Raw genomic sequence first — 15,969 nt, 5'->3', positions numbered from 1 at the left:
CGAAATTGTTTGGCTGCATATAGTTATGCTTAGCTGAGAGTACACACTCACTGTGTAGCTTCGTCAAGTTTTCTGTGTATATGCTGTTTGCTTATTGACCGCTGCGTTCTACTGAAGTTGCACAAGTGGCCTGGGCGACCGTGCGGTCTGTTTCCTTGCGGGTTTGTACGCAGCTACGATAACGCTCTACATAAGCGTTAAATGCCTTGCGTGCTTCCGGCACCGGCAAAGCGACCATACGTTCCGCCAGCGCGCGATTGACCTGGAAGTGCTGGTAATCGATAGGTGCATCCCAGTTGCCGCCCCAACCCAGGAAGCCGTGCTGGGCAAAGACTTCCACTACCTCTTCCGCCATACCCTGGCGTGTTGCCTTGCCCGGTCGCACGGTGAGGCGATTGGCGTACTTGCTGCCCGTCGGCGGACTGTAGATGGCTTTGCCATCGGCTTCAAACTGCAGGAAGGGATTTTGTACCGGATTGATATCTATCGCTACGCCATAGGCATGCAATGACGCTGCCTTGCCGTTGGTGATGCGCCTGTCATTGAAGGCCGAGGTATTGTTGTCGCGCATGGATGCGGCATCGTCACCGCGATAGTGATCCATCAAACGGGCGCGGGCGATCGGGAATTTGCGTTGCAGCAGGGTATCGAAGATGGCTTGCACGTGTTCGGCGACGGCTGCCAGCACCATGATTTCGCCATCGTTGCGCAGCTTGCCGTCAAAGTCGAGGTAAGAAAATTGGACGATGCGCAATTGGGCGCAGGTGACAGGTGCATTTTTTTGCAGCACGCCTTGCCGGCGCATCTTGTTGCAAGCGGTGTCACTGACTTCGGAGATAGCTGAGCCGGCATGGGCTGTCACTGCTGCGCACAGCAAGACGGTAGCGATATAACGATGTAGTAGCGGGAATGGTGTCATGTATGCGTGATGGGGCTCTGGGATGCTGTGGACCAGCTGTTTCATTATACGAGCCGATGTTGCCAGATATGCCAAATCCGCGCTGGTTTCCACTATAGCGGCGTAAAATGGCCGTTTCGTCGTTGTCTTCGCCTCATGACCATACTGCTCTCCACGCTGAACGCCCGCTACACGCATGCATCCCTGGGTTTGCGCTACCTGCAAGCCAATATGGGCGACTTGCAGGACGTTACACACTTGCAGGAATTCGTGATTGGCGCGCGTACCACCGATATGGCGGAAAAGCTCTTGCAGAGCAAGCCGCACATCATCGGTTTCGGTGTCTATATCTGGAATGTGGAAGAAACCACCAAGCTGGTCGCCCTGCTCAAGCGCGTGGCGCCGGAAGTGGTCATCGTGCTGGGTGGACCGGAAGTGTCGTATGAGTCGGGCGAGCAAAACATCGTACAGCTGGCCGATTACCTGATTACCGGTTGGGGTGATGTCACTTTCCCGCAGCTATGCAAACAGATTTTGCATGGTCCGAAGCCCTTGATGAAAATACACGCAGGCGTACAGCCGCCGCTGGCCGAACTGACCATGCCCTACAGCCTGTATTCAGATGAAGACATCAAAAACCGCACGCTGTATGTGGAAGCATCGCGCGGTTGTCCGTTCAAATGCGAATTCTGCCTGTCGGCACTGGACAAAACGGCCTGGCCTTACGATCTCGATCTATTCCTCGGTGAACTGGAAACGCTGCATGCACGTGGTGCGCGCCTGTTCAAATTCGTCGATCGTACTTTCAACCTGAATATCAAATCCAGTCTGAAGATCATGCAGTTCTTCCTCGACAAGCTGGAAGCGCATCCGGAAGACCCGGTTTATGCACACTTTGAAGTGGTGCCTGACCATTTGCCGGATGCCTTGAAAGAAGGCATCAAGAAATTCCCGGCCGGTACCCTGCAGTTTGAAATCGGTATCCAGAGTTTCAATCCGGAAGTGCAGACCCTGGTCAGCCGCAAACAAAATAATGAAAAAGCCGCAGAGAATATCCGCTGGTTATGCGAGAACTCACATGCGCATTTGCACGTCGACCTGATCGCGGGCTTGCCGGGTGAAGACGTGGCCAGCTTTGCGCGAGGCTTTGATCGCCTGCTGGAACTGGGGCCACATGAAATCCAGTTCGGCATCCTCAAGCGTTTGCGCGGCACGCCTATCATCCGCCATACGCAGGAATACGGCCTGGTGTTTGATCCTTATCCGCCCTATACGATTCTCGCGACGGACCGCATCGATTTCAATGAAATGCAGCAGCTGGTGCGCTTTGCACGTTACTGGGATCTGATTGCCAATTCCGGCCGCTTTGCGCATACCTTGCCACTGATCCTGCGCGAGTCGCCGTTTGCCAATTTCATGCGTTTATCGAACTGGCTGTATGCGACCACTGATGCGACCAACCGCATTGCGCTCGAACGGCTGGCGGTACTGGTGCGGCAATGGCTGGTGCTGGAAGGCATGGATGAAGAAGTGGCAGCCGAAGTCGTGCGCAGCGATTATGCGGGGCAGGCCAATACCAAGCTGAAAACGCAGGCCATACACAAGGCGGAACAAACCGTATTGCAACGGCAAGCGCGGCATATGGCGGTCGGTTAAAAGGTGGTTTGGCGAACTGTGAGTTCAGGCGGCTTGTTTGCGCCAGGTTTCTATTAATTGGCGGTTGACTGCATCCAGGGATTCGAACGGAGTGGATCGTTGCTGATGGAAGATCATGAGTGCATATAGTTTCGCCAGTTCATTCACCTCTGGTGATAGTGCACGTTCTTCTCCCAGCGAAGGACGCAGCGCACGCCAATAGTTGATTGCTTCTTCCAGCTCGGGCAGTGTGATATCCATGTGGCTATTGTACGCGCCGTGATTCTTGCGGTAAAACGAAGTAGCGGCAGTTATTGCATTACGGCAAGCCGGGTTTGGTGCGTATTGATTTGATGGGCACACTCTTTCAAGGCATAGTTTTTCATCATGAGTTTTGATATCAAGCGTTTCTTCCCCTTCCTGAACTGGCCACGGCCGACGGTTGCTTCGCTCAAGAGTGATGCCTGGGCCGGTATCAGCGTGGGCCTGGTCCTGATCCCGCAGGCGGTGGCCTATGCGACCCTGGCCGGCATGCCGGCGGCGACCGGTTTATATGCGGCTTTGCTGCCTAGTGTCATCGGCATCCTGTGGGGTTCATCCGCCCTGCTCGCAGTCGGACCGGCGGCGCTGACCAGCCTGCTGGTGTTCGGTTCGCTGTCGCCGATGGCGGCACCGGCCAGCATGCAATGGGTGACGCTTGCGATCTGGCTCTCCATCTATACTGGGGTGATCCAATTCATGCTCGGTGCATTCCGGCTCGGGCGCTTGTCCAACCTGGTATCGCAACCGGTCATCATCGGTTTTATCAATGCCGCTGCCATCATCATCATGATGTCGCAATTGCCGGCCCTGATCGGTGTGCCGGATTTGTTCGTGGCGGATATCGGCAAGGTGGTGACACGTGTGATGGATGCGCCTGCCATCATGTTGATGACCAGTGCGTTTGGCTTTGGCACCCTGATTATGCTGGTCCTTACCAAGCGGTTGTTCCCGCGCTTTCCGGGTATTTTGCTGGTGACGATACTCGGCACCTTCCTCAGCTGGGCTGTTGGCTACTCGGCGACCGGCGCGGCCATCGTCGGCGATATCGACAAGGGTTTGCCGCCGCTGGCTTTGCCTGCCGCGATCCCGTTCGAACATCATCGTGATTTGTGGTCGGCGGCTTTGGTGCTGGCCTTGATCAGCTTTACCGAAGCGATGTCGAGTTGCCGTGTGCTGGCGCGCAAGCGTCGTGAACGCTGGGATGAAAACCAGGAATTGATAGGCCAGGGTTTGGCCAAGATGGCGAGTGGCTTCAGCGGCGCCTTCCCGGTCAGCGGTTCTTTTTCGCGTTCGGCACTGAACCTGTATGCCGGTGCCACCAGCGCCTGGTCGACCCTGTTCAGCGCACTCTGTGTTTTATTCAGCCTGATTTTTCTGGCGGATCTCTTGTATTACCTGCCGCGTTCGGTATTGGCGGCATTGATTATCGTGCCGGTATTCGGCTTGTTTGATTTCTCGGCATTCAAACGTTTATTCATGATTTCGCGCGACGATGCGGCAATTGCCATCGTGACTTTCGTCGTCACGATTATCGCGATGCCGCGCTTGCACTGGGGCGTCGTCGCCGGTATCACATTGACCATGGTGTCTTACCTGTATCGCCATATGCAGCCGCGCATAATTGAAGTCAGCGAACACGGCGACGGTACCTTGCGCGATAGCCAGCGTTTCGATTTGCCGCGGCTGGCACCGGATGTGCTGGCCGTGCGCATAGATGCCGCACTCAACTTCCTGACGGGTGCTGCGCTGGAACGCTTTGTGGTGACGCAATGCGGTAGCGATCACGGGATACGCCGGGTCTTACTATGTGTGGGCGCGGTCAATGATATAGATGCGACCGGTGTTGAAACCTTGGAGTCCTTGCAGATTACCTTGCAGGGCCTGGGTATAGAGCTCTATGCATCGAATATCAAAAAGCAGGTGTGGGATGTGCTGGATCATGCAGGATGGATCACGGCGCTGGGTGATGATCATATTTTCATGACCGACCACGAAGCTATCCTCGCGATGCGCAAGCCGGCCTGAAGCAACTCGCAGACGTGACCGCAGCTTGCGCTGCGGTCACCTTATCGTAATCAATTCCTTTTACTTCTCTTGCGGCGCGCTGTCATCGCTCGCATATTGCGCATGCAGGTGCACCGGCTTGGTGTTGCGTGCGCGCATGCGGATATTGATCATTTCCACTATCAGTGCAAAGCCCATTGCGCTATAGATATAGGCTTTTGGAATGTGATGATCGAAGCCTTCTGCAATCAGTACCACGCCTATCGCCACCAGGAAGGCCAGCGCCAGGATCTTGATCGATGGATGGCGTGAAACGAAACGGCCGATAGGACCGGCAAACAGCATCATCAGGCCGACCGAGACGATCACGGCCGCCACCATCACTTCGATCTGATCCACCATGCCGACTGCGGTGATGATGGAGTCCAGCGAAAACACCATATCCACCACCATGATTTGCAGGATGACTGCGGTGAAAGTCGCCTTCACCGTGCTGGACGAGTGCCCTTCCTCGCCTTCCAGCGATTGATGGATCTCGCCGGTGCTCTTCCATATGAGGAAGAGCCCACCCCCGATCAGGATCAGGTCCCGCCCTGAAATTTCCTGCCCCATCACGGTAAACAGCGGTGCTGTCAGGCCGATGATCCACGCCAATACCATCAGCAAGCCGATACGCATGAACATGGCGATGAACAGGCCGAGTTTGCGCGCGAATTCGCGTCGCTCGACCGGCAGTTTGTCGACCAGGATGGAGATAAAAATGATGTTGTCGATACCCAGTACCAATTCCAGCGCGGTAAGGGTAATGAAGGCAAGCCAGATCTGTGGGTCTGAAATGAGTTCAAGCATGGGCAAATCTCCAGTGACTTTCGGGTGGAAGTGGCGGTCTTGTTTTGTCTGAAAGTTGTTGTTTTTTTGGCGTTGCCGGACGTCATCACAAGTGCTTGCCGTTTTGGCCATCAATTGCGGAGAGGCGCGCCAGCATTACCTATCTCTTCTATTTCTTGTTTGCATATTGACCATGCAATTGCACATTAGCAGGTAAAAGCCGCCGCGCCAACAGAATCCCAAAGCGGCGCTTGACAGTGCTTTCGGATACTACTAATATGTCAGTCATACACAATAAGAATAATTCATCTACTTCAGGAGATTTATCATGATGAGTGAACGCCAGCGGAAATTCCGCGAAGCATACAAGGCTGACATCAGTCCGCTTTACAACGGCTTGCTGCATATCGGCGTGATGTATGCGACCGGAATCGCGGCAATCTGGTACTGCGTATCGCAGTTGCAGAATGCGGGCTGGGAGTGGCTGATCGTCATCCCGGTGTTTTTGGCAGGTAATTTTGTTGAATGGGCGATGCACCGCTTCGTCATGCATCGCAAGATCGATGTGTTTGCGTTGCGCGCGATTTACGATCGTCACACACGCCAGCATCACCAGTACTTCACCGACAATGAAGCGACGATCGATACCACGCGTGAATTCCGTATTGTGTTTTTCCCGTGGCGCGTATTGATTACGCTGGGTGTGGGTGGCCTGACCTTGGGTTACCTGGTATCGATACTGATCAATGCGAACGCCGGTTACATCCTGTTCATTACGATGGTGGCGCAATACCTGATTTATGAAACTTTCCACTATTGCTGCCATGTGCACGAGAACTGGTTCGTGCGCAATATGCCATTCATCAATACGATACGCCGCCACCATACTGCGCATCACAACCAGGGCATCATGATGAAGTACAACATGAACCTGACCTTCCCGATTGCCGACTGGGCGATGGGCAGCACCGACCTCGACCGCGGCCTGCTTGGCCACCTGTTCAACGGCTATAGCGAAAAGCACATTAAGGAAGAGCTCAAACCTATCATCAAACGTTTCCGTTACGACGATTCACGGGTGACGCTGGACGGTCCGCAACTGACCAAGGAAGAAGAAGCGAGCATTGATCGCGGCCTCGTCCTCTGATCAAAAAAAACGCCGGGAGTACCCGGCGTTTTAGTGCGTATTGCTGATTACATGTCCGACATCAGCGTGGCCTTGGTAAAGGTTTCGATGTTGTCCAGCAACTGGTCCAGCGTTTCACCGGCTGCATTCACATCACCTTTGGCAATGGCCCCGGCAACCGCGGCATGCAGGCGCGCCATTTCAGGTACGTCGGCCGCCTGTTTGTAGTGGAAATACCAGAAGCGACGTGACAGACCATGCATCAGGCGCATCGCACCTTCGGCAAATTCATTGCGCGCTGCAACCAGCGACAACTCATTGAATTCCCGGTCGGCGCGCAGGAACGCAACGTCATCATCGGTAGCGGCGGCATGGATGAATTCATCATGCAGGCGCGTAAAGCGTTCACGTTCTTCCGGCAAGGCACGGCGTGCGGCGCTCTTGCAGATCAGGCGCTCCACTTCGCGCCGGGTTTCCAGCAGCTTGAGTTGCTTGCGGAGGTCGATTTCAGGCACCAGCAAGCCGCGTTGTGGCAGCACCAGCAGCAAATGTTCACGCGCCAGGCGCTGGATGGCTTCGCGGATCGGGGTACGGCCGATGTTGAGCATTTCGCTCAGCGTCAGTTCGGAAATCACCGAGCCCGGCGGGATGCGCAAGGTAATGATGGCTTCTTCGATTTGCTCGTAAGCGATATCGGTCAGCTTTACCTTGGGTTCGGCCATGTCCTGGATCGCAGATTGAGGGGAGGGCATTTTTGCCTGCTTTGCAGTTTTTGTGGCACCTGATTTGCGTGGCGCTTTTTTAGTGGCTGTCATGGGGCGATCAAATGGTTGTGGTCAGTCTGGATGGGAGGTGCAGCTTGTTGTACATGTCTGCAATTATGGTTTTAAAAAATGGTTTTGCCTACTGTAATTCATCTTATATATGGCTAGTATGAACAATTTCAATAAGCTTCCGGCACAAGCAGTGCCGGCGATGGATGTCGTTTGTCGCGGCGGTGGCGGAATAACCATAGTGGCCCTGCATGGAATCCAGGGAACCCGGGCCAGCTGGCAACCGCTGACTGAGGCGCTGGGCGAGCAAGTGCGCTGGGTTTTACCGAATATGCGCGGGCGCGCCGCGGCTTTTCGCGGGCAGGGCAGCGCGGATTACAGCCTCGAAGAGTTTGCGGCGGACATCGCCCGGGTCATCGCCTGCTATGTAACTACGCCGCGTTATGTGCTGGCCGGCTGGAGCATGGGTGTTTCGGTCACACTGGCGACCATGGCGCTACTGAAAGAACAGGGTGTACCCCTGCCGCAGGCCTTGATCCTGATGTCGGGCAGCCCGGTGTTGCAACAAACCAGCTGGTTCCATGCCGACGGGCATGAAGCGCTGTTGCAGGAAATCGCTACGCGTGAACAAAGGCTGGGTTTGCGCGATGCGGCGGACCGCGATGCGGTTGCCTGGACCTGGCACAGCATCAGCCAGACGGATCAGCGCGCGTTGCTGCCGACCATGGATTTGCCAGTCCTGATCGTGCATGGTAGTGCCGACGAAGATTCGCCTTATGCGCATGCGAGGATGCTGGCAGACGGTTTGCCGCAAGCCCGTTTGTACACGATAGACCAAGCGATGCACAGCATACTGACGCAAAACACGGCGCAGGTCGCGGAAGCGATGCGCGCCTTCATTTCTGATATCCCAACCTTGCGGAGTTCCCATGAGAAGTAATGACCTGATCCATTTTTGTCCGCCTGCACGGGTCGTCCTCGGTTGCGGCAGCCGCGCGCAACTGCCCGCCTTGCTGGAACGCCTCGGTTATAAATCCGGTGTACTGGTGACGGATACCTTTTTCAGCCAACACACACCATGGGTGCGCGAATACATTGCAGCGTCAGAAGCACTGGGTATTTCGACCATCGTCTTCGACGGCGGTGCGGCCGATCCGACCACCACGCTATGCGATGACGCGACCAAGCTGATCCGCGCGCAAATCGGCGAGCGCCAGCCGGACCACATCATTGCCCTTGGCGGTGGCAGCAATATCGATCTCGCGAAAGCCTTGTGCGTGACGATACCGGATGGCTTGCCGGTGAAAAACTTTATCGGTGCCCTGCCGGCTGCGCCCAAGGCCCTGCCTTTGATTGCATTGCCGACGACCGCCGGTACCGGTTCCGAAGCAACGCCCGGCGCGATCCTGATCGATCCGTCAAATGCCACCAAGGTCGCGGTGATGGATAACGTCCTGCGACCGGTGATTGCATTGATCGATCCTGAATTTACCTACACCTGTCCGCCACGCGTCACCGCTGATTCCGGCGTTGATGCGCTGACCCATGCAGTCGAGTCTTACCTGACGCTGGATTCTTCCGAGTTCGACCGGAGCGGCCAGGTTGATCCGGGTTACAGCGGACGTTCGTCGCTGACCATGCTGTTTGCACGCGAAGCGATAGATTTGTGCGCGCGTTTCCTGATGCGTACTTACAAGGATGGTGCGGATACCGAAGCACGCATAGGCATGGCATACGCCAGCCACTATGCGGCACTGTCATACGGCGGTGCCGGCTTGAACGCGGTGCACGGTATCGCATATGCGGTAGCCGGTCTGACGCATGCGACGCATGGCAGTACCAATGCCGTGATGTTGCCGTATGTGCTGGATGCCTTGCGTAGCGTGCGTGCGACCGAATTGCTCGAAGTGGCGCGCCTGTTCGGCATAGATACCAAAGACCAGGCGGCTGCCGTGCGCCAACTGCCGGTCCTGATCCGCGACTTGATCGGACAACTCGGTATCCCGACCAATTTGCGCGAATTTGGCGTAGGCCAAGAACACCTGGCCGACCTGACACGTGATGCGCTGGCAGTTACCCGCCTGGCCAAAGCCTTTCCGGTGGCGGATGTGCCTGCCACTTACGAGCGCATTATCAATGCGGCCTGGCATGGCAAGCTGGGAGAGTGAACGCCCCGAATTTGAGGGGATAAATTGTAAGCCATTCCGGGTGGAATAATAGTTCGGTATGTATATAGTAACTAAGCGGGGCAAGGCGGCAACAAGCTGTCTTGCCCCGTTTGCCCTGGTGTTAGGATTCCACGCACTGCCAATTGAAGTGTCCTGCTAACGGCAGTATATTTTTCACGGAATTTTATACGCATGCCTTTAGTTGTTTATATCCTCGGGCTGACGATATTTTCACTGACCACTTCCGAATTCATGGTGGCAGGCATGATGCCGTCGCTGACCCAGGCTTTCGGTGTCTCGGTAACCCAAATCGGTTACCTGATTTCCTACTATGCGATTGGTATGGTGATAGGCGGACCGGTATTGACGGTCGGCTTGCTCAAGCTGCGCGTATCGAATAAAAAGGCCCTGCTTTGCCTGCTGTTGCTGTATGGATTGGCACAGGCGGTTGCTGCCGCATCCAGCAGTTACGACATCATGGCGCTTGCGCGCTTAGTCACAGGCGTAGCTGCCGCCGCCTGCTTTGGCGCGTCATTGGCAATTTGTGGTGAGGTCGTTGCCATCGGGGCGCGGGGGCGTGCTGCCTCTATCGTGGTTGGTGGTTTAATGCTGGCGAATGTAGTCGGCGTGCCTGCCGCCACTTTTATCGATCAGTACTGGGGTTGGCGCGCAAGCTTCTGGCTGGTGGTGATGTTGGTAGCGGTGTGCAGCCTGCTGATTATTTTCCTGGTGCCACGCTCACACGCTGCGGCCGCACCCAGCCTGGATGCCGAACTGGCGGAATTCAAAAAGCCTGCCTTGTGGGCCGCCTACCTCACCAGCGGCCTCATCATAGGCGCGGCTTTCGCGGCCTTCAGTTACTTCGCACCTATCCTGACCGAGGTCACGGGTTTTGGCGCAGCTGCGATTCCATGGTTGCTCGCACTGTATGGCGTGGCGAACGTGGTCGGCAATATGGTCATCGGTCGCTATGCGGACAAATACACTTTCCCTATCCTGGGCTGGGGTTTGGCAGGGCTGGCTACGGCGCTGGCCGTGTTTGCTTTTTTTGCGCAAAACCAAATCATCAGTGTGCTGGCACTGATCGTCATCGGCCTGATAGGCGTCGCACTGAATCCGGCGATGATTTCACGCATCCTGAAAGCCGCGCATCCGGGTGCACTGGTGCACACCATGCATTCTTCCGTGATCAATATGGGATTGGGCCTGGGTTCCTGGCTCGGCGGCCTCGGGATTGCAGCCGGCTATGGCTTGCGTTCACCCTTGTGGCTCGGGTTTGCGCTGGCCATGGCTGGCTTGCTGAGTGTGTTGCCTTACTGGAAGCGTGCGCCTTAGGTACCCTTGATGATTTTCATCGTCGCTGCATCCGCTTCTGCTTGCGCCAGCGTTCCTTCAAATACGATCTCACCACGTTCGATCACATACAGGCGATCGGCAAAAGGCGGCAAGTGGTAGAAGTTGGATTCGGCCAGCAATACCCCACGTCCCTGCTTGAGGATGCTTTGCAAGCCTTCACTGATGGTCGGGATGATGGCCGGCGACAAACCTTCGAAGGCTTCATCCAGCAACAGGAGTTCAGGATCGAGTGCGAGTGCACGGGCGATGGAAACCATCTTGCGTTCGCCGCCGGATAACTGCTGTCCACCGCGATGCAGGTATTGCTTGAGCTTGGGGAACACTGCATATGCTTCATCGATGCGTTCCTGTGCACTGCGGGCCGACTTGCGGGTCCAGGTTGGCAGCGCAATATTGTCTTCCACCGTGAGGTCGCCGAACACATCGCTGCCCTCGGGCGTATAACCGAGGCCGAGTTCGACGATCTTGTGCGTTTGCATACCGTTGATCGCGCTGTTTTTCCATTTGATCGCACCGGATTTCAGTGCCTGGAAACCCATGATGGAACGGAAGGTAGTGGATTTGCCGGCACCATTGCGACCGACCAGGCACACCAGTTCGCCCGGATTGATGCGCATCGAGATATCGCGCAAGACCGGATTGCCGGCCAGGATGACATTGACGTTTTCAAGTGCGAGGGACATCAGTGCGCTCCTTTACCAACGACAATGGAGACCACTTCTTCATTGGCAAAAAACTCATCGCGCGGCAAGTCGGCAATTTTCTTGCCGCCCTGCATCGCAATGATGCGTGTCGAATAGCGCGATACCAAATCCATATCGTGTTCTACCAGCATGATGGCTTCAATTCCCATATGTTTGGCGGCACGCAACAGGGTTTCCATGACGCCGTGTTTATCTGCAGTGGAGACGCCGGCGGTCGGTTCATCCAGCAGCATGACTTTCGGATGCAGCGCAAAAGCACTTGCCACATCGAGCAATTTGCGGCGGCCATGCGGTAGTGAACCACCCTTGGTATCCAGCCATGGCGACAGGCCGAAAGCATCGGCGGTACGCACCACGATATCGTTGATCTTGTGGCTGCCAAACAAATGGCCAAAGCCATTCCAGCGCTGGTTCAGGTAAGAGCAGGCCGAGACCGCTATCGTTTCGCGCACGGTCAGCTCGGGAAAAATACTGGTGAGCTGGAAGGCACGTGCGAGACCACGCGTGGCGAGATCGACCGCACCGACGCCGGCAATATTGGCGCCATCGAAATGGACATTGCCGGTAGTCGGTTGGTGCAAGCCGGTCAAGACATTCACCAGGGTGGTTTTGCCGGCACCATTCGGGCCGACCACCGAAACGAATTCACCGCGCGAGACAGATAGATCGACATTGTGCAAGGCGATGAAGTCGCCATAGTGGCGCGAGATCTGCGTTGCATGGAGCAATACATCATTGGTACTCATGCTTGCTCTCCTTTCGATTTGAATTTGCGGATCGCTCCCATGATGCCGCCCGGCAGTACCACCACCAGGATCGCCAGGATCGCACCGAGGAAGAAGCGCCAGTATTGCGTCAGTGACGACAATTCATCCTGCAGCAGGATAAAGACGAAGGCACCGAGTACCGGGCCGAGGAATTCCTGATAGCCACCGAGTACCGCCATGAATACCAGGTGACCGGAGTGCGTCCAGTAAGCCAGCTCGGGATCGGCCAGGCCGGTATTGACGCCGAGGATCACGCCGCCGATGGATGCATAGACCGCCGAGACCACAAAGGCAATCGCACGTACGCTACGAATCTTCACGCCCAGATAGAGTGCCTTGACTGCATTGTCACGCGAAGCCATCAGGTGGATGCCGTAAGGTGAACGCACGATGCGCCACATCACCCAGGTCAGCAAGAGCACCATCACCAGGCAGTAGTAATAGAACGGTCCGCCGAGGAAGGCCGTCTTGTCGAACTGATCCAGTTCCATGCCAAACAGGCTGGGACGTGGCACGCGCATGCCGCTGTCACCGCCGGTGATGTAGTAAAACTTATTGAGGAAGGAATGGAACAGCATGCCGAAAGACAGTGTCAGCATGCCGAAGAAGATGCCGGTGAAACGGCTCGCCAGCCATGCAATCGGGATCGAGATAATGAAGGATGCGACGACCGCGGTGAGCAGCATCATCTCGAATGAAATCATGCCGGTCTTGGCCACCATTGCCGCCGCTGCATAGGCGCCGATCGCAATGAAGAGTGCATGGCCGAAGGATAGCAGGCCGCCATAACCAAACAACAGGTTAAAGCCGAGCAGGATCACGGCATAGGCAAAGAATGGAATCAACAGCGTCATGTAGTACTGGCTGACGAACAGTGGTGCAATTGCCAGCAAGGCGACGATCACGCCGCCGGCGATCAGTTTGACGCGCGAGATGGCCGGTGGTGCCACGAACTCCAATTCTTCCGGCGCCGTAATAGGCGCACTGTGTACGGTATCGGTTCTCATGCTTCAGCCTTTCCGTAGAGACCTGCCGGCTTCCAGATCAGGACCGCCAACACAATTGCATAGATAGCCAGGATTTCAGCTTCCGGGTAATACATCGCGCTGAGTGCGCGTATCAGGCCGACGATGAGGGCACCGACGGCGGCACCTTTCATGCTGCCGAGGCCGCCGATCACGACTACTGCGAACGCTTCGACCACCAGTTCGACGCCCATTTCCAGCGATGCCGCTGCATTCGGGATCACCAGTGCGCCACCTATCGTGCCGAGCATGGTGCCGAGTGTGAACACCATCACATAGACGCGGGTGACGTTGATGCCCATCGCGGCGCTGGTTTCGCGATTCTCTGCAGTGGCGCGCAGGATCTTGCCGGTTTTGGTTTTGCCGAGGAAGTAAGCCATGCCGATCGCGAGCGTGACGGCAACTGCAATCACCATCACGTTATAGGTAGGCATGCTGACGCCGAAGGCGGACATGGTGCCGAAGGTCATCGATACGTTCGGCAATTGCTGCGGATCCGCGCCCCAGAAGAAGCGCAGTACATCCTGGAACATCAGCATCACTGCGAAGGTCAGCAGCAGCTGGAAGGATTCAGGACGGTTATAAATAGTGCGGATCAGTCGTTCCAGCGGGATACCGATCAGGCCGATGACGATGCCGGCACCGAGCAGGACGAATGGAAATAAATGAACCGGCAAGCCTTTGCTCAATGCCCATGAGGTGACGAAGATGCCGAAATATGCGCCAAGCGCATAAATCGATCCGCACGCCAGGTTGATGATGCGCTGTACGCCGAAGATGAGTTGCAAGCCGGACGCCACCAGGAACAAAACAGCTGCCTGGAATATGCCGGCCAAAATGATATTGAAAAACGGAGCCATAGATACACCCCTCCCTGACCCATACTAATTGCTAAGTATCGGCCAGGGAAGTTCCCTCCTCTTTGTCAGGGTTTAGATCTTGAAGTTTGCGGTATTCAGCCATTCCCAGAAATCCGCACCTGTCGGTTTCTGCAATTGGTCTGAATACATGGTTTCAACTGATGCCAGCGTCGGGAAGTCGTAGTTATTCTTATTGGTCGACAAGCCCTGATGGAAAGTCTGGTTGGCAATATGGTCGGCGCGCATTGCACCTTTGCCACCGAGCGACTCGATCTGTACGCCTGGAATTGCCGCGCAAATTTCTTCCGCTGTCGGCCAGGATTTTTTCGCAGCCAATGCCTTTTCAACGCCGGCCTTGTAGACCATCATCGAAAAGTAAGCACGGTCAGCTTCCCAGTGCGGGTAATCCTTGTACTTGTCGGCATACCATTTGACGAATTCCTTCTGTGTTGCCGATGCCTTCGGATCATCAAAGTACATCGTGTTGTGGCCCCAGACGATGCCTTCAGGTGTGAACTCTTTCTTCATCGCGGTGTGTTGCCAGCCGGCGGCCGGCAAGACGAAGCGCGTGCCTTCAGTCAAACCGGCGTTGTGCGCCTGTTTCATGAAGACCGGCAAATCTGCAAACAGCAGGGATGAAAAAATCAAATCAGGTTTGGCAGCCTTGAGGGCGGCCACGTTGGAAGTGAGGTCGAGGTTACCGATCTTCGACCATTGTTCGGACACCACTTCGTGTTCAATACCGTATTTCTTCAACAGTGCCTGGAACGCGGTCCAGGTATTGCGGCCATATGAATAATCAGGGTTGACGCAAGCGATGCGCTTGAACTTGCCTTTGAAATGTTTGATCGCCAACAGCGAGGCCATCACCGCTTCGCACTCATTATCGGTGCTGCGGAATACATACTTGGGCTTCGGCATGGTTTCCTTCACGCCGTCCTGTGTCGTGCCGTCCCAGAAAATGGTGGGCATGCGCGAATCTTCGGCCGCCGGTGCCAGTGCCAGGCTGACGCCGGAGGACACGATACCCTGTACGCAATCCACTTTTTCCTGCAATACCAGTTTGCGGAAGCGATCGATGGTGTCTTTCGGCGAGGTTTCTTCCTGGATCACCAGCTCGACTTTGCGGCCACCGATGCCGCCGGCTGCATTGATGCGGGCGGTGGTCCATTCCACTCCGCGCAAACCGCATTCGCCGATAGTGCCGGCGACCCCACCTCGCGGCGCAACGATGCCGACACGTAAAGGTTTGTTTTGTGCGAAGGCCGGCATGCCAAGTAATCCGGTTGCGATGCCGGCGCCTGCGGCTTTTAAAACGGTGCGGCGCTGAAGCGATGAAACGTGAACTGATGAAACGGGCTTTTTCATAGTCTCCTCCAGGGGATGGGAATGGTCTCGAAACGTTTTATATATTAATTATGTTCATCTAAGATATCACAAATATTTCTTTGTGCGATTTATTTGACATCCAGCGCCTTTTGCCCGTCATTCCATTGCTATCAGGCAATAATTGACCATATGTCTTGATAAGCTGGTTTTCCCTCTGTTCGTGTCCCAAAAATCCGGGTGAAGGTGAAAAAACTGTTGCAGATATGCGCCGTTTTTTGCATGCAAATTGCGCCCGTTTATCGCTCATTCCTGCGCACTTTTTAAACCGTTTTTTGTTGCCCGCGGTGCATTAAAAAGGCGCTGTCCAGATATTTTTTGAGTGCGTTTAATTACGACGCCTTATCTTGCAATTCCTTGAAAAGCCGCATGCCTGTTGACTCCTGGCCTGGGGGGC

At 55.4% G+C, this 15,969-nt stretch carries 15 protein-coding genes; 6 read left to right on the top strand and 9 right to left on the bottom strand.

What is annotated here, in order from left to right; all coding sequences use genetic code 11:
* Positions 1 to 91: 91 nt before the first annotated feature.
* Complete coding sequence (locus tag ACFQPC_RS11585; RefSeq protein ID WP_382272071.1) at positions 92 to 964, bottom strand: M15 family metallopeptidase; 873 nt, start codon at positions 962 to 964, stop codon at positions 92 to 94.
* Between the two features lie 90 nt (positions 965 to 1,054).
* Here ACFQPC_RS11585 and ACFQPC_RS11580 point away from each other — a divergent pair, with 90 nt between their 5' ends.
* Positions 1,055 to 2,554 (top strand): B12-binding domain-containing radical SAM protein, encoded by a 1,500-nt coding sequence (locus ACFQPC_RS11580; RefSeq protein WP_382272069.1) that lies wholly within the window; start codon positions 1,055 to 1,057, stop codon positions 2,552 to 2,554.
* Positions 2,555 to 2,578: 24 nt separating this feature from the next.
* Here the strand turns inward: ACFQPC_RS11580 and ACFQPC_RS11575 are convergent, their stop codons facing one another.
* A complete protein-coding gene (locus ACFQPC_RS11575) occupies positions 2,579 to 2,794 on the bottom strand; it encodes a DUF3717 domain-containing protein (RefSeq protein WP_382272068.1) in 216 nt (71 codons plus the stop codon).
* 126 nt (positions 2,795 to 2,920) lie between these two features.
* Here ACFQPC_RS11575 and ACFQPC_RS11570 point away from each other — a divergent pair, with 126 nt between their 5' ends.
* Positions 2,921 to 4,600: a SulP family inorganic anion transporter gene (locus tag ACFQPC_RS11570; RefSeq protein ID WP_382272067.1), complete on the top strand. Its 1,680-nt coding sequence runs from the start codon at positions 2,921 to 2,923 to the stop codon at positions 4,598 to 4,600.
* Between the two features lie 60 nt (positions 4,601 to 4,660).
* Here ACFQPC_RS11570 and ACFQPC_RS11565 read toward each other — a convergent pair whose 3' ends face one another.
* Positions 4,661 to 5,428, bottom strand: a complete 768-nt coding sequence (locus tag ACFQPC_RS11565) for a TerC family protein (RefSeq protein WP_382272065.1) — start codon at positions 5,426 to 5,428, stop codon at positions 4,661 to 4,663.
* Between the two features lie 307 nt (positions 5,429 to 5,735).
* Between ACFQPC_RS11565 and ACFQPC_RS11560 the strand changes: the two genes are divergently transcribed.
* Positions 5,736 to 6,554 carry a sterol desaturase family protein gene (locus ACFQPC_RS11560; RefSeq protein ID WP_382272064.1) on the top strand — a complete coding sequence of 273 codons (819 nt, stop codon included), beginning with the start codon at positions 5,736 to 5,738 and terminating at the stop codon, positions 6,552 to 6,554.
* Positions 6,555 to 6,601: 47 nt separating this feature from the next.
* Here the strand turns inward: ACFQPC_RS11560 and ACFQPC_RS11555 are convergent, their stop codons facing one another.
* A complete protein-coding gene (locus tag ACFQPC_RS11555) occupies positions 6,602 to 7,285 on the bottom strand; it encodes a GntR family transcriptional regulator (protein WP_382272062.1) in 684 nt (227 codons plus the stop codon).
* Between the two features lie 181 nt (positions 7,286 to 7,466).
* Between ACFQPC_RS11555 and ACFQPC_RS11550 the strand changes: the two genes are divergently transcribed.
* The 3 genes from ACFQPC_RS11550 (at position 7,467) to ACFQPC_RS11540 (ending at position 10,809) form a co-directional block, all read left to right on the top strand.
* A complete protein-coding gene (locus ACFQPC_RS11550) occupies positions 7,467 to 8,246 on the top strand; it encodes an alpha/beta fold hydrolase (RefSeq protein ID WP_382272061.1) in 780 nt (259 codons plus the stop codon).
* On the top strand, positions 8,236 to 9,474 hold the full coding sequence (locus ACFQPC_RS11545) for an iron-containing alcohol dehydrogenase (RefSeq protein WP_382272060.1): 1,239 nt from the start codon (positions 8,236 to 8,238) through the stop codon (positions 9,472 to 9,474). The genes ACFQPC_RS11550 and ACFQPC_RS11545 overlap by 11 nt, the downstream gene beginning before the upstream one ends.
* Before the next feature lie 192 nt (positions 9,475 to 9,666).
* A complete protein-coding gene (locus ACFQPC_RS11540) occupies positions 9,667 to 10,809 on the top strand; it encodes an MFS transporter (protein ID WP_382272059.1) in 1,143 nt (380 codons plus the stop codon).
* On the opposite strand, the gene ACFQPC_RS11535 is transcribed toward ACFQPC_RS11540, so the two are convergent.
* The 5 genes from ACFQPC_RS11535 to ACFQPC_RS11515 form a co-directional block, all read right to left on the bottom strand.
* The gene (locus ACFQPC_RS11535) at positions 10,806 to 11,513 is read right to left on the bottom strand and encodes an ABC transporter ATP-binding protein (protein ID WP_382272058.1); all 708 of its coding nucleotides are present in this window, start codon (positions 11,511 to 11,513) and stop codon (positions 10,806 to 10,808) included. The two genes, ACFQPC_RS11540 and ACFQPC_RS11535, sit on opposite strands and share 4 nt — an antisense overlap.
* Positions 11,513 to 12,280, bottom strand: a complete 768-nt coding sequence (locus ACFQPC_RS11530; RefSeq protein WP_382272056.1) for an ABC transporter ATP-binding protein — start codon at positions 12,278 to 12,280, stop codon at positions 11,513 to 11,515. Before ACFQPC_RS11530 ends, ACFQPC_RS11535 begins: the two co-directional genes overlap by 1 nt.
* Positions 12,277 to 13,308, bottom strand: a complete 1,032-nt coding sequence (locus ACFQPC_RS11525; RefSeq protein WP_382272055.1) for a branched-chain amino acid ABC transporter permease — start codon at positions 13,306 to 13,308, stop codon at positions 12,277 to 12,279. Before ACFQPC_RS11525 ends, ACFQPC_RS11530 begins: the two co-directional genes overlap by 4 nt.
* A complete protein-coding gene (locus ACFQPC_RS11520) occupies positions 13,305 to 14,186 on the bottom strand; it encodes a branched-chain amino acid ABC transporter permease (RefSeq protein ID WP_382272054.1) in 882 nt (293 codons plus the stop codon). The genes ACFQPC_RS11525 and ACFQPC_RS11520 overlap by 4 nt, the downstream gene beginning before the upstream one ends.
* A 72-nt stretch (positions 14,187 to 14,258) precedes the next feature.
* Complete coding sequence (locus tag ACFQPC_RS11515; RefSeq protein ID WP_382272053.1) at positions 14,259 to 15,554, bottom strand: ABC transporter substrate-binding protein; 1,296 nt, start codon at positions 15,552 to 15,554, stop codon at positions 14,259 to 14,261.
* Positions 15,555 to 15,969: the final 415 nt, after the last annotated feature.

The organism is Herminiimonas glaciei (assembly GCF_042664955.1).
GTDB lineage: Bacteria > Pseudomonadota > Gammaproteobacteria > Burkholderiales > Burkholderiaceae_D > Oxalicibacterium > Oxalicibacterium glaciei.
This window is presented reverse-complemented; position numbering and strand designations above follow the sequence as displayed.